The sequence below is a fragment of the Bacillus sp. SORGH_AS_0510 genome, from assembly GCF_030818775.1.
Lineage (GTDB): Bacteria > Bacillota > Bacilli > Bacillales > Cytobacillaceae > Neobacillus.
On record NZ_JAUTAU010000001.1, the window covers coordinates 386768 to 401172 of the forward strand.

The following is a 14405-nucleotide window of genomic DNA, read 5'->3' on the forward strand; positions in this document are numbered from 1 at the left end:
ATAAAGCGATGATTGTTACAGCTTGGGTCAAATAACCTTCGGTAAGTAAAGTCAAAGAGCGACTTTTCTTGGCGAAGAACATTTGCCTGTCGGGGCTGACCAAGGCGCTTGCGCTTTTCTTAAAAAGGGGGAGTACGATGGGAACTTATCAGCCAAAGCATCATATTCGGTTTGTGACGGCATCGAGTTTGTTTGATGGACATGATGCTTCGATTAATATTATGAGACGTATTCTTCAGTCGAGCGGGTCGGAGGTTATTCACCTCGGGCATAACCGTTCGGTGGAGGAGGTTGTGAACGCGGCGATTCAGGAGGATGTGCAGGGTATTGCCATTTCTTCTTATCAAGGTGGGCACGTTGAATACTTTAAATATATGTATGACCTGTTAACGGAAAAGGGTGCACCGCATATCCGCATTTATGGCGGCGGGGGCGGCGTCATCATTCCTCGGGAAATTGATGAGCTTCATGCGTACGGGATTGCGCGCATCTTTTCACCAGAGGACGGCCGTTTGCTTGGATTGCAGGGCATGATTGACCAGATGATTCAGGAGTGCGATTTTTCGACGGTTGACATGGACGCGGCGGAGCAAATTGAGAAGCTTCCGACGGGAGATGTAAATGCGATTGCGAAGCTAATTACGTTGGCTGAGCTTCATGTGGATAAAAAGAATGAAGCGGCTGCGGCGGCTGAGCAGGTGCTGGAGCAAGTGAAGTCGCTGGAAAAAGCGATTCCGGTTGTGGGGATCACGGGTACTGGCGGCGCTGGTAAAAGTTCGTTGACGGATGAGTTGATTCGCCGTTTTATCAATGAGCTGCCGGATAAGAAGGTGGCGATTCTAAGCGTTGACCCGACGAAGCAAAAAACAGGCGGGGCTTTGCTGGGCGACCGGATTCGGATGAACGCAATTTTCTCTCCGAATGTGTATATGCGAAGCCTGGCGACGCGTCGTTCGAAGAATGAATTATCGCTGGCGATTAAGGATGCGGTGGCAGTGACGAAGGCGGCGGGCTTTGACTTGGTGATCGTGGAAACGAGCGGAATCGGGCAGGGGGATGCGGAAATCACGGAGATTTGTGATGTGTCCTTATATGTCATGACGAGCGAATTCGGGGCCCCTTCACAGCTTGAAAAGATTGATATGATCGATTTTGCGGACTTAATTGTCATCAACAAGTTTGAGCGCAAGGGCTCAGAGGATGCGAAGCGCCAGGTGCAGAAGCAATTCCAGCGCAGTCACATGTTGTTTGAAAAAGATTCGTCGGAAATGCCGGTGTATGGAACGATTGCGAGTCAGTTTAATGACCCAGGTACGAACGCGCTGTTTGCGGCATTAGTGGGAAAAATTAATGAAAAAACGGCGACGGATTGGGTGACTTCTTTTAGCAAGAGTGCTGTGGTGGAAAAGCAAAATGTGATTATTCCTACGGATCGTCGCTACTATTTACGAGAGATTTCTGAGACGGTGCGCGGCTACCATAAGAAGGCGGAAGAACAGGCGAATATTGCCCGGAAATTATTCCAGCTTGAGGGTGCGATTCTTGCGGTTCAGGACCAGCAGGAGGTAGTGGCTGCGTTGGAAGCGGTGAAGCAGGAGACGGAAGCTCGTTTAACGCCTGAATCGAAAAAGATTCTCGATACGTGGGAACAGACGAAGGAAGCCTATTCTGGCGACCAGTTTGTGACGCGCATCCGCGATAAAGAAATTATTACGGTGTTAAAGACGAAGAGTTTATCTGGAATTGATATTCCGAAGGTGGCCTTGCCGAAGTTTAAGGACTATGGGGAAATTCTTCGCTGGGTGTATCAGGAGAACGTTCCGGGTGCGTTCCCATATACGGCAGGGGTATTCCCGTTCAAGCGTGAGGGTGAGGATCCGAAGCGCCAGTTTGCCGGAGAGGGGACACCGGAGCGGACCAACCGCCGTTTCCACTATTTATCGAAGGATGATGCGGCGAAACGCTTAAGTACGGCGTTTGACTCGGTGACGTTGTACGGGGAAGACCCGGATTACCGCCCAGATATTTATGGGAAGGTCGGCGAGAGCGGCGTTAGCGTGTGTACGTTAGATGATATGAAGAAACTGTATGACGGGTTTGATTTATGTCACCCATCGACGTCTGTTTCGATGACGATCAATGGTCCGGCGCCGATAATTTTGGCGATGTTTATGAATACGGCGATTGACCAGCAGGTGAAGAAGAGGGAAGAAGAGCTTGGCCGCGTATTAACGGTGGAAGAGTTTGCTGAAGTGCGTGCCTATACTTTGCGTACGGTTCGCGGTACGGTTCAGGCGGATATTTTAAAAGAAGATCAAGGACAAAACACATGTATCTTCTCTACAGAGTTTGCACTGCGGATGATGGGCGATATTCAGCAATATTTCATTGATCACCAGGTGCGCAACTATTATTCGGTGTCGATTTCTGGTTATCATATTGCGGAAGCAGGGGCGAACCCGATTTCGCAGCTGGCGTTTACGCTTTCGAACGGCTTTACGTATGTGGAGTATTATTTAAGCCGCGGCATGAAGATTGACGATTTTGCGCCGAACTTATCGTTCTTCTTCTCGAACGGGTTGGATCCAGAATATACGGTGATTGGCCGGGTAGCGCGCCGCATTTGGGCGACCGTGATGCGTGATAAGTATGGTGCGAATGAGCGAAGCCAAAAGCTGAAGTACCATGTTCAGACGTCAGGCCGTTCACTGCATGCACAGGAAATTGACTTTAATGACATCCGTACTACGCTTCAAGCGTTGATGGCATTGCACGACAACTGTAACTCCCTTCATACAAATGCGTATGATGAGGCGATTACGACTCCGACAGAGGAATCGGTTCGCCGCGCGATGGCAATTCAGATGATTATCACGAAGGAGCATGGTTTGACGAAGAATGAGAATCCGCTTCAAGGCTCGTTTATTGTGGAAGAGTTGACGGAGTTGGTAGAGGAAGCGGTGCTTCAGGAGTTTGAGCGCTTGAATGACCGCGGCGGTGTTCTTGGTTCGATGGAAACGCAGTACCAACGCGGAAAGATTCAGGATGAATCAATGTTCTATGAAATGAAGAAGCATACGGGCGAGCTGCCGATTATCGGAGTGAACACGTATTTGAATCCGAATCCTCCTTCTGTGGAAGACGTGAACAATATGGAATTGGCACGGGCAACGACGGAGGAAAAGGAATTGCAGATTCATAATCTGCGTGCATTCCAGGAGTCGCATGCGGACAAAGCGGCTGATGCGTTAAAACGGTTGAAAGAAGCAGCAGTCAGTGGCGGCAACATTTTTGCAGAACTAATGGAAACCGTCCAAGTCGCAAGCCTAGGCCAAATCACACGTGCATTGTATGAAGTCGGCGGACAATATCGCCGGAATATGTAAAAAGAAAAGCGACCGTTTAGCGCACGACAAGCTAGGGGCCCGGTCCGACTGAGATAAAGGAAACTAGAAAAGTAAAAGCGCCTTGATCAGCCCCGACTGGCAAATGTTCTTCGGCGAGAAAAGTCCGTCTTTTGACTTTTCTTGACGAAGGTTATTTGACCCGAGGGGCTAGGCGCTGTAGAGCTAGACACAGGAAGAGCGGAGCGATTCGATGTTGACTTATCGTAGGGAGGATTGGGATGGCCACTAGTCGCTGGGGGCCGGAGCTAGACATTTCTCAAGGTTAAAATAAATTTAAATTAAAACATTGTAGGGTGTCAGGCACCATGTGAATATGTCACAAAGGTGCCTGACACCAATCTTTGTTTTTATGGAAAAAATTTTGGGTACAACATGTTAAATTGAAGCGTTATCTTATATAATCTAACTAGTGTAAAAAACTTCTAAGAGATTTGGCAGGTGGGGTAAAGGTGAAGGTTAGTCACATATTATTGATTTTGATTGTATTTGCCTGGCCATTATACTATCTCTACCAACTGCAATTAGGCGCCGTCTCGTTTCTTTTACTAGCGATTTTCTTCTTGGTGATCACGATTAAAGAGACCAAAAAGCTAAAAAAGCAGGAGAATGGTGACACACCTAAGTCCAATCACGAAAAAATCAAGTGAAACATTAGTTAGAAACTAGCATAAACGGGAAGATTTTGTTTATAATGGAGAATATGTCTTTAAAGCGGAAGCGCCTTGATCAGCCCCGACAGGCAAATGTTCTTCGCCAAGAAAAGTCGTCTTTTTGACTTTTATTGGCGAAGGTTATTTGACCCGAGGGGCTAGGCGTTGCAGCTGGATAGGACTGGTATATGGTCCTAGTAAAAAGTTCGTTAATCACTCATAACCGAGTGTTAAATAGAGAAAGGAAGTGCCCATATTGAGTTTAGCACAATACTCAAAAGAGGAATTACAAGAGTTATCACTCATCGAACTGGCTCACGAATACTTAAAAAATAGTAAGCAGCCAATCACTTTTAACGAATTAGTGAATGAAATCACCAATGCTGTTGATATGTCTCAAGAGGAAATTCGCTCAAGACTTGCACAGTTTTATACAGATATGAATATTGACGGCCGCTTCCTCTCATTAGGAGAAAACCGTTGGGGACTTCGTTTATGGTATCCAGTAGATACAGCTGAAGAAGAAGTTGTTACTGCGGTGAAACCGAAGAAGAAGAAAGCGAAGAAGGTTGTTGACGAAGACGAAATTGAAGACTTCGAGGAAGTCGAAGATGAAGATTACGATGATCTTGACGATTTTGCCGATGAGGACGATCTTCTTGATGACGACGAAGATATTGATCTGGACGAGGACGAAGATTTGGATATTGACGAAGACGTCATTGAAGACGAAGAGTTCGAGTTAGACGAAGATGAAGATTTAGATGAGGATCTTGATGAAGAGGACGAAATGTTTGACGAGGAAGAAGACGAAGAGTTGTAAAACTACAGCTTGACTTTTTATTCCCGCCCTTGTATCATCTTTTTTGGGCTCCTTAAAAAAGGACAAATCAATTTTTACTTATATGCGCTCCCTTGCACTGGCGAGAGGAGCGCTTTTTATTTTTTAAAAAACTCCCGTAAAATGGAGTTTTTTCGTTTTTTAGTCTAAAGGGATAAATAAGTGAAAAACAACGATTGACGAACCCGACTTGGCCTGACGGAATGACGGCTTCATTCAGCAGCCAAAATATTTTTTATGAAAAATCCTAAACAGACTGAATAATGGTCAAACTGTAAATAAGGGGGAATTTTAATGACAAAGTATATTTTTGTAACTGGTGGCGTAGTGTCATCACTCGGAAAGGGTATTACCGCAGCTTCTTTAGGGCGTTTATTGAAAAATCGCGGCTTGAACGTGACTATTCAAAAATTCGACCCGTATATCAACGTGGACCCAGGAACGATGAGCCCATACCAACACGGTGAAGTATTCGTAACTGGTGATGGCGCCGAGACGGATTTGGACCTTGGCCACTATGAGCGTTTTATCGACATTAACTTAAACAAGTACAGCAATGTGACAACAGGAAAAATCTATTCTACGGTTTTACGTAAAGAGCGCCGCGGTGATTATTTAGGTGCAACGGTTCAGGTTATTCCTCACATTACGAATGAAATTAAAGAGCGCTGCCTGCGTGCAGGTAATGAAACAAATGCGGATGTCGTGATTACAGAAATCGGCGGTACGGTTGGGGATATTGAATCCTTGCCATTCCTTGAAGCGATTCGTCAAATGAAGAGTGACATCGGCAGCGACAATGTGATGTACATTCACTGTACCCTGATTCCGTACATAAAGGCGGCGGGTGAAATGAAGACGAAGCCAACACAGCACAGTGTAAAAGAGCTTCGCAGCTTGGGTATCCAGCCAAATATTATCGTCGTTCGTACAGAAATGCCTGTTTCTCAGGACATGAAGGATAAAATTGCCTTATTCTGCGATATCGACGCGAAGGCTGTTATTGAATGTCAGGATGCTGACACGCTTTATTCCATTCCTCTTGCCCTTCAAGAGCAAAACATGGACCAAATTGTTTGTGACCACCTGAAGTTACAGACGAAGGAAGCAGAAATGACAGAGTGGAAGCAACTGGTTGACCGCGTGCTAAACCTTTCTAATAAGACTCGCATTGGTTTGGTTGGTAAGTATGTGGAACTGCAGGATGCGTATATTTCTGTCGTGGAAGCGATGAAGCATGCAGGGTATGCATTTGATGCAGATGTAGAAATTAAATGGATCAATGCTGAGCACGTAACACGTGAAAATGTAGCTGAGCTATTGGCTGATGTGGATGGCGTATTAGTGCCAGGCGGATTCGGTGACCGTGGGGTTGAAGGCAAAATTGAAGCAACTCGCTATGCTCGTGAACAGAAGAAGCCATTCCTTGGTATTTGCTTAGGAATGCAGCTGGCAACGATTGAATTTGCACGCAACGTTCTTGGTTACAAAGATGCACATTCTGCTGAGTTTGTACCGGAAACAGCACATCCGATCATTGATTTACTTCCAGAACAAAAGGATGTTGAGGATTTAGGCGGAACGTTACGTTTAGGTCTATACCCTTGCCGTTTGGTGGAAGGCACGAAGGCGTTCGACGCGTATGCGGATGAAGTGGTGTATGAGCGTCACCGCCACCGTTATGAGTTCAACAATCATTACCGTCAAGAGATGGAAGCACAAGGCTTTATTTTCTCTGGTACAAGCCCTGACGGCCGTTTAGTGGAAATCATCGAGCTTGCGGACCACCCTTGGTTTGTGGCGTCTCAGTTCCATCCGGAATTTGTGTCAAGACCAACGCGTCCACAGCCGTTGTTCCGTGACTTTATTAAAGCTTCTTTGGAAAAATAATTTTGTTTGGGGAGGGCCAGTTTCCTTTTTTGAGGGGGACTGGCCTTTTTATTTTGGATGGAAATGGAAAAATATCCAATGTTGTTGGAAAATGAGCCAATCATGGGTGGAAATGAGCCAATCCCTCTCGAAAATGAGCCAAAACATGATAAAAATGAGCCAATCCGGCCCAAAAATGAACCAATCACAAAAAAACGACCCCACTCAAAGGGCCGTTCACTCAAAATATTCCGCTAAAATCTCATCAATCGTAAATTTTAAGCCAAAATAAACGTACAAGGCCGCCATCGAAGACGGATAACCGTAGCGATTGCCTTCATCATCTGGCAATAAGCCTTTTTTCAAGCGCAAATCAATATGTACATCCGCTAATTCGGTTAAATCCCCGTCTGTAACCGTTGAAACCGCCACAAATGGGATGCCTTTAGCCTTCAAAGCAGAAGCAACCGTGATCGCCGCTTCATCCGAGGAAGTTCGCGTAAAAAGAACGGCACGGTCCGCATCCGTAAGCTGGTCAATTTTATCAAGAGTGAGCACTTTCGCCCCATTCAATGGTTCGGCACCTTCTAATGCTTCAAACTCTACGGCTTTCATTTCCGCTGCCCCAAAAATATATATAGATCCATCGCCAACAGGTGCCTGGGCAAGCAAACGGGCCCCGTCTTCAAAGGCAAACTCTTCTTTATCCTCAATCCGCTTGAACAAACCTGTTAACTGGGTAGTAAACATTTTTAACATAATAACCCTCCTTATCACGCCTCTTATTATAGACTTTTTTTCAAAAAAGATAAAATTAGGTAAAAATTACCACTAAAATGACATAACAACGTTGAAGGAGAATACCTCTCGCTGTCGAATATTTATAGGGATATGTATAATGATGGAATCAAAATAAAAAAAACCAAGGAAGAGGTGGAGTGTATGAAAGAGAAAATTTTAATTGTAGACGACCAATTTGGTATTCGAATTTTGCTAAATGAGGTGTTCCAAAAGGAAGGGTACCAGACATTTCAAGCGGCGAACGGCGTTCAGGCATTGGACATTGTGACCAAGCATGCCCCGGATCTTGTTCTTCTTGATATGAAGATACCCGGAATGGACGGAATTGAAATTTTAAAAAGAATGAAAGTGATTGACCCGGATATTCGCGTCATTATCATGACCGCATATGGCGAATTAGATATGATTCAAGAAGCCAAGGATCTCGGTGCGATTACCCACTTCGCCAAACCATTTGATATAGACGATATCCGTGCGGCAGTTCGCAAACATATCCCGCAAAAAACCAACTAAATTTTGGAAAAAATGAGGCGCCTAAAAGTTGCCTTTTTTTATAAAAAAAGAAGCAGTTGAATCGGTGAAAACGCTTGCTGTCACTTGGTCACGCTTTCATTATGACAGTTTCGAAAACTGGTGGTTGTTTAATAGCATTTCTGTATTTCTTTTGATATGATACATATGAATCTTAACAGGAAGAACATCATTTTTGGAAGAATACATAAACACCCATTGAGAGGGAAACCTTTAATATGGGAAGCTGTCTTCTAAAAAAGGAGTTCAACCTAATTTAAGGAGGAAAAGAAATGCCTTTAGTTTCAATGACAGAAATGCTTAACAAAGCGAAAGCAGAAGGCTACGCAGTTGGGCAATTTAACCTTAATAACCTAGAATTCACACAAGCGATTCTTCAAGCTGCAGAAGCAGAAAAATCACCAGTTATCCTTGGTGTATCTGAAGGTGCAGCACGTTATATGTCAGGCTTCAAGACTGTTGTAAAAATGGTTGAAGGTCTTATGGAAGATTTAAAAATCACTGTACCAGTGGCGATTCACCTTGACCACGGTTCAAGCTTTGATAAGTGTAAAGAAGCGATCGACGCTGGCTTCACTTCTGTAATGATTGATGCTTCACACCACCCATTTGAAGAAAACGTAGAAACAACTAAAAAGGTTGTTGACTATGCTCATTCAAAAGGAGTTTCTGTTGAAGCAGAATTAGGAACTGTTGGCGGACAGGAAGACGATGTAGTAGCTGAAGGCGTTATTTATGCTAACCCACAAGAGTGTGTAGAGCTTGTTAAGCGCACAGGTATTGACTGTCTTGCTCCTGCATTAGGTTCTGTACACGGTCCTTACAAAGGCGAACCAAACCTTGGTTTTGCTGAAATGGAGGAAATCGGTAAAGCAACTGGCCTTCCATTAGTTCTACATGGTGGAACTGGTATCCCAACAAAGGATATCCAACGTTCAGTTTCTTTAGGAACTGCAAAAATCAACGTGAACACTGAGAATCAAATTGCTTCTGCAAAGACTGTTCGTGAAGTGTTAGCGGCGAAGCCAAACGAATACGATCCACGTAAATATTTAGGACCAGCTCGCGATGCGATTAAAGAAACAGTAATCGGCAAAATGCGCGAATTCGGTTCTTCAAACAGAGCTTAATTCAAAAAGCCGTTTTTTGGCACTTTTTGTTGATTGCTCACCTATGATAAAATTAAACCGCCCTTACTATGAGGGCGGTTTCAGTATGTTAGTAGGAAACTGAAAATTTAGTCGAAAATTGGAGGTAATACTATGAAGTTTTTTATCGATACAGCGAACTTAGAAGAAATCCGTGAAGCACATGAACTTGGATTACTAGCTGGAGTAACAACAAATCCGTCCCTTGTGGCCAAAGAAAAAGGCGTTTCCTTCCACGACCGTTTACGTGAAATTACGGCTTTAGTTCCTGGGTCTGTCAGTGCAGAGGTAATTGCCCTTGATGCAGAAGGCATGATTAAAGAAGGAAGAGAACTAGCTGCGATTGCTCCAAATATTACGGTGAAAGTTCCAATGACTCCTGATGGCTTAAAAGCGGTACATGCTTTTTCAAAAGAAGGAATCAAAACAAATGTTACCCTCATCTTTAATGCAAACCAAGCATTGCTAGCAGCACGTGCTGGTGCAACTTATGTTTCCCCATTCTTAGGCAGATTAGATGATATTGGTCAAAATGGTTTAGACTTAATCTCTACGATTGCAGAAATCTTTGCGGTTCATGGTATTGAATCAGAAATTATTGCTGCATCCATTCGTAATCCAATCCATGTGACAGAAGCTGCGTTACGAGGCGCGCATATTGCGACCATTCCTTACAATGTATTAATGGGCTTAACAAAACACCCTCTAACAGATAAAGGAATTGAAGCATTCCTTAAAGACTGGAATTCTCGTACAGAAGCCTAATATACCGCGGTTTTTCCATTTTTGAACAAATTTTTTTAATATGCATACATGAAAATAGGATTTTCGTGTAAACTAAAGGATAGACAAGCTGTCGGAATTTGGCCTTTAATGTTGGAAAAATATACCTAGAGCCTGGTGAAGTGGTACTAGAAATGTGAATGCTTCTACTTTAAAAGGTAAGCGCATTCTTAATAAAGAATTTTCTCACAAAGTACAGTGTCACTACCATGTGGTACATATGGCTTAGAAGGGAGTCAAAAATGGAAAAACTTAAAATTGCGGGCGGATATCCGTTAAAAGGAACAGTTCGAATCAGCGGAGCGAAAAATAGTGCAGTAGCATTAATTCCTGCAACGATATTAGCTGAATCACCTGTGACAATAGAAGGACTACCAGATATTTCAGACGTTGAGATCTTGAAAGACCTGCTGGAGGAAATCGGCGGGAAGGTTCAAATCAGCGAAGATGAAATGACGGTGGACCCATCAACGATGATCTCCATGCCGCTGCCAAACGGAAAAGTGAAAAAGCTTCGTGCATCCTATTATTTGATGGGGGCCATGCTTGGCCGCTTTAAAAAGGCAGTCATTGGTCTGCCAGGAGGCTGCCATCTAGGTCCGAGACCGATTGATCAGCACATTAAAGGCTTTGAGGCGTTGGGTGCGCAAATTACGAACGAGCAAGGGGCGATTTATCTTCGCGCCGATGAGCTTCGTGGTGCCCGCATCTATTTAGACGTGGTCAGTGTGGGAGCGACAATTAATATTATGTTAGCAGCGGTACGTGCTAAGGGACGGACGATCATTGAGAATGCCGCCAAAGAGCCGGAAATTATTGATGTTGCGACACTTTTAACAAACATGGGTGCAAAAATTAAAGGCGCTGGAACAGACGTCATCCGTATCGATGGGGTAGACGCCTTGCACGGTTGCCGCCACACGATTATTCCTGACCGGATTGAAGCAGGGACGTATATGATTCTTGGTGCAGCAGTGGGCGAGGGTGTGGTCATCGATAATGTCATTCCACAGCACTTAGAATCATTGATTGCAAAGCTGCGTGAAATGGGTGTTCATATAGAATCAGGCGACGACCAAATATTTGTTGGCGGAGGCAGAAACTTGAAGGCGGTTGATATTAAAACGCTCGTCTATCCGGGATTCCCAACCGACCTGCAACAGCCATTTACGACTCTTTTAACAAAAGCCACTGGTTCAAGCGTTGTGACCGATACTATTTATGGCGCACGCTTTAAGCATATTGATGAATTAAGACGCATGAACGCCAATATTAAGGTGGAAGGCCGCTCAGCGATTATTAATGGCCCTATTCAACTTCAGGGTGCCAAAGTGAAGGCAAGTGACCTTCGGGCAGGTGCGGCGCTGGTGATTGCCGGCCTTTTAGCTGAAGGAATTACAGAAGTGACTGGACTAGAGCACATTGACCGCGGCTACAGTAATCTCGTGGAAAAATTGGACGGCCTGGGTGCGACCGTATGGCGTGAAGCGTTAACGAAAGAAGAAGTTGAGCAGTTGAAGAATACGTAAATATGGGGATTTGCATCCATTTAGGGATGCTGTAATAGAACGCCTTCAGAGATAAAACAAACGAAAACATGGGAGATGGGAATCGATGGAAAGAAGTTTAACGATGGAGCTTGTCCGCGTTACAGAGGGAGCTGCACTTGCATCAGCACGTTGGATGGGCCGCGGGAAAAAAGACGAGGCAGATGGTGCTGCGACAACAGCCATGCGTGATGTTTTTGACACGGTTCCAATGAAAGGTACCGTTGTAATTGGTGAAGGGGAAATGGACGAAGCGCCAATGCTTTATATCGGTGAAAAGCTTGGTACAGGCTATGGCCCGCGTGTGGATGTCGCGGTTGACCCTCTTGAAGGAACCAATATTTTAGCATCCGGCGGCTGGAATGCACTGGCTGTTTTAGCAGTAGCGGACAATGGCAACCTGCTGCATGCACCGGATATGTACATGGAGAAAATCGCTGTCGGTCCGGAAGCAGTGGGTCTTGTGGACATCAATGCGTCTGTATTAGATAACCTTAAGGCTGTTGCTAAGGCGAAAAATAAGGATATCGAAGACGTTGTTGCGACTGTTTTAAACCGTCCTCGCCATGAGCACATAATTGCTCAGCTTCGTGAAGCCGGTGCAAGGATTAAGTTGATCAATGACGGTGACGTGGCAGGCGCGATCAATACGGCGTTTGATAATACAGGTGTAGATATTTTATTTGGTTCCGGTGGTGCACCAGAGGGTGTTATTGCTGCGGTAGCCTTGAAATGTCTAGGCGGCGAAATCATGGGTAAGTTGTTGCCGCAAAATGATGCGGAGCTTGAGCGCTGCATCAAGATGGGCCTCGACGTAAACCGTGTACTTCGCATGGAAGACCTTGTGAAGGGTGACGACGCTATTTTTGCAGCAACAGGCGTAACTGATGGGGAATTATTGCGCGGCGTTCAATTCAAAGGCGCGTACGGCTCCACACATTCCGTCGTTATGCGTGCAAAATCAGGCACAGTCCGCTTCATCGAAGGCCGTCACAGCCTGAAAAAGAAACCAAATCTAGTGATTAAATAAATTTTTTGCAGATAATGGTTGATTGAAGCGGAAGGCACGAAGACTCCTGTGGGAGTATGGTTCAGGGGAGACCCCGCAGGCGCGTTTCTACGAGGAGGCTCGCCGAAACACCCACGAACCGCTCGTGCCTGGAGCGGAAATTTACCAATAACGGGTGTCGGACACAATTTTGACAAGGTGTCAGGCACCCGTATATTTCTAACGAAAAATTTAGTTGATTAATTTTTTACTCAGAGGGTACAATAGAAATTGTTTTTATTATCTTTAATTTCTGCAATTCTATTCATTTCCATTCTACTTCAATCATCAATTCCTCAATTTTATTATTATCTAACAGGAAGATCTCCCGCTATGAAAAAGAAGCGGATTTGATGGAAAAATTCAAAAGTGTGGTGTACTAATGGACTTAACAATTTCAAGTTTAGAAAACATGAAGCTGAAAGAACTTTATGAGCTTGCTCGTGAATATAAAGTGACTTACTACAGCAAATTGACGAAAAAAGAACTAATCTTTGCGATCCTGAAGTCTCGTGCGGAACAGCAAGGTTATTTCTTCATGGAGGGCGTTCTCGAAATTATCCAATCAGAAGGATTCGGATTCTTACGCCCGATTAATTATTCGCCAAGCTCAGAGGATATTTATATTTCTGCATCACAAATCCGCCGTTTTGACCTGCGTAATGGGGATAAGGTCTCAGGTAAGGTTCGTCCGCCGAAGGAAAACGAACGTTACTACGGCTTGTTGCACGTGGAAGCGGTCAACGGAGAGGACCCAGAGTCTGCGAAGGAACGCGTCTACTTCCCGGCATTAACACCTTTATATCCAAATAGACAAATGAAGCTTGAAACGACACCAAAGCATCTTTCTACACGAATTATGGATGTCGTGGCACCGGTCGGTTTTGGACAAAGGGGTCTAATCGTTGCACCTCCAAAAGCAGGTAAGACGATGTTGTTAAAAGAAATTGCTAACAGCATTACGACGAATCATCCCGATGTTGAACTGATTGTTCTATTAATTGACGAGCGTCCGGAAGAGGTTACCGATATTGAACGTTCCGTAGCTGGTGATGTGGTCAGCTCGACGTTTGACGAAGTGCCTGAAAACCATATTAAGGTTGCTGAGCTCGTGCTTGACCGTGCAATGCGTTTAGTTGAGCATAAGCGCGATGTGGTTATCCTTATGGATAGTATTACGCGTCTTGCTCGTGCTTATAACTTGGTGATTCCGCCAAGCGGACGTACGCTTTCTGGTGGTATTGACCCTGCGGCGTTCCACCGTCCGAAGCGTTTCTTTGGTGCAGCCCGTAATATTGAAGAGGGCGGCAGCTTAACGATTCTTGCGACGGCTCTTGTAGACACAGGTTCACGTATGGACGATGTGATTTATGAAGAGTTTAAAGGAACGGGTAATATGGAACTTCACCTTGACCGTGGTCTGGCTGAGCGCCGTATTTTCCCTGCGCTTGATATCCGTCGTTCTGGTACGCGTAAGGAAGAATTGCTCATTCCGAAAGATCATTTGGACAAACTATGGGCCATCAGAAAATCCATGTCTGATTCCCCAGACTTTGCCGAACGCTTCCTGAAAAAACTACGCCAAACCAAATCAAACGAAGAATTTTTCGCCCAACTTGGGGAAGAGTTAAAAACAAGACGGTCGTAGATAAGTGACCCATTGGGACAAGCAAACTCTGTTGATTGGAGTGGAAGGCACGAAGACTCCTGTGGGAGTATGGTTCAGGGGAGACCCCGCAGGCGCGTTTCTACGAGGAGGCTCGCCGAAACACCCACGGAA

Annotated in this window: 11 protein-coding genes; 10 read left to right on the forward strand and 1 reads right to left on the reverse strand. The window is 44.9% G+C overall.

Features of this window, described 5'->3' with window-relative positions:
• Window positions 1–137 precede the first annotated feature (137 nt).
• The 4 genes from icmF (at window position 138) to QE429_RS02045 (ending at window position 6788) form a co-directional block, all read left to right on the forward strand.
• Window positions 138–3386, forward strand: a complete 3249-nt coding sequence (gene icmF, locus QE429_RS02030) for a fused isobutyryl-CoA mutase/GTPase IcmF (RefSeq protein WP_307283419.1) — start codon at window positions 138–140, stop codon at window positions 3384–3386.
• A 470-nt stretch (window positions 3387–3856) separates the two neighbouring features.
• A complete protein-coding gene (locus tag QE429_RS02035) occupies window positions 3857–4054 on the forward strand; it encodes a hypothetical protein (protein WP_307283420.1) in 198 nt (65 codons plus the stop codon).
• Between the two features lie 259 nt (window positions 4055–4313).
• A complete protein-coding gene (rpoE, locus tag QE429_RS02040) occupies window positions 4314–4880 on the forward strand; it encodes a DNA-directed RNA polymerase subunit delta (protein ID WP_307283422.1) in 567 nt (188 codons plus the stop codon).
• Between the two features lie 312 nt (window positions 4881–5192).
• Window positions 5193–6788: a CTP synthase gene (locus QE429_RS02045; protein WP_307283424.1), complete on the forward strand. Its 1596-nt coding sequence runs from the start codon at window positions 5193–5195 to the stop codon at window positions 6786–6788.
• Window positions 6789–7004: 216 nt separating this feature from the next.
• Here the strand turns inward: QE429_RS02045 and QE429_RS02050 are convergent, their stop codons facing one another.
• Window positions 7005–7526 carry a DUF2529 domain-containing protein gene (locus tag QE429_RS02050; protein WP_307283426.1) on the reverse strand — a complete coding sequence of 174 codons (522 nt, stop codon included), beginning with the start codon at window positions 7524–7526 and terminating at the stop codon, window positions 7005–7007.
• A gap of 183 nt (window positions 7527–7709) precedes the next feature.
• Here QE429_RS02050 and QE429_RS02055 point away from each other — a divergent pair, with 183 nt between their 5' ends.
• The 6 genes from QE429_RS02055 to rho all read left to right on the forward strand — a co-directional run bounded on the left by QE429_RS02055 (window position 7710) and on the right by rho (window position 14273).
• Complete coding sequence (locus tag QE429_RS02055) at window positions 7710–8081, forward strand: response regulator (RefSeq protein ID WP_307283429.1); 372 nt, start codon at window positions 7710–7712, stop codon at window positions 8079–8081.
• Between the two features lie 290 nt (window positions 8082–8371).
• Window positions 8372–9229, forward strand: coding sequence for a class II fructose-bisphosphate aldolase (locus QE429_RS02060; protein ID WP_307283431.1), 858 nt, complete (start codon window positions 8372–8374; stop codon window positions 9227–9229).
• Between the two features lie 132 nt (window positions 9230–9361).
• Complete coding sequence (fsa, locus tag QE429_RS02065) at window positions 9362–10012, forward strand: fructose-6-phosphate aldolase (RefSeq protein ID WP_307283434.1); 651 nt, start codon at window positions 9362–9364, stop codon at window positions 10010–10012.
• Window positions 10013–10272: 260 nt separating this feature from the next.
• On the forward strand, window positions 10273–11559 hold the full coding sequence (locus tag QE429_RS02070) for a UDP-N-acetylglucosamine 1-carboxyvinyltransferase (protein WP_307283437.1): 1287 nt from the start codon (window positions 10273–10275) through the stop codon (window positions 11557–11559).
• A gap of 85 nt (window positions 11560–11644) precedes the next feature.
• Window positions 11645–12607 carry a class II fructose-bisphosphatase gene (gene glpX / locus QE429_RS02075; RefSeq protein ID WP_307283440.1) on the forward strand — a complete coding sequence of 321 codons (963 nt, stop codon included), beginning with the start codon at window positions 11645–11647 and terminating at the stop codon, window positions 12605–12607.
• Between the two features lie 400 nt (window positions 12608–13007).
• Complete coding sequence (rho, locus tag QE429_RS02080; protein WP_307283443.1) at window positions 13008–14273, forward strand: transcription termination factor Rho; 1266 nt, start codon at window positions 13008–13010, stop codon at window positions 14271–14273.
• Window positions 14274–14405: the final 132 nt, after the last annotated feature.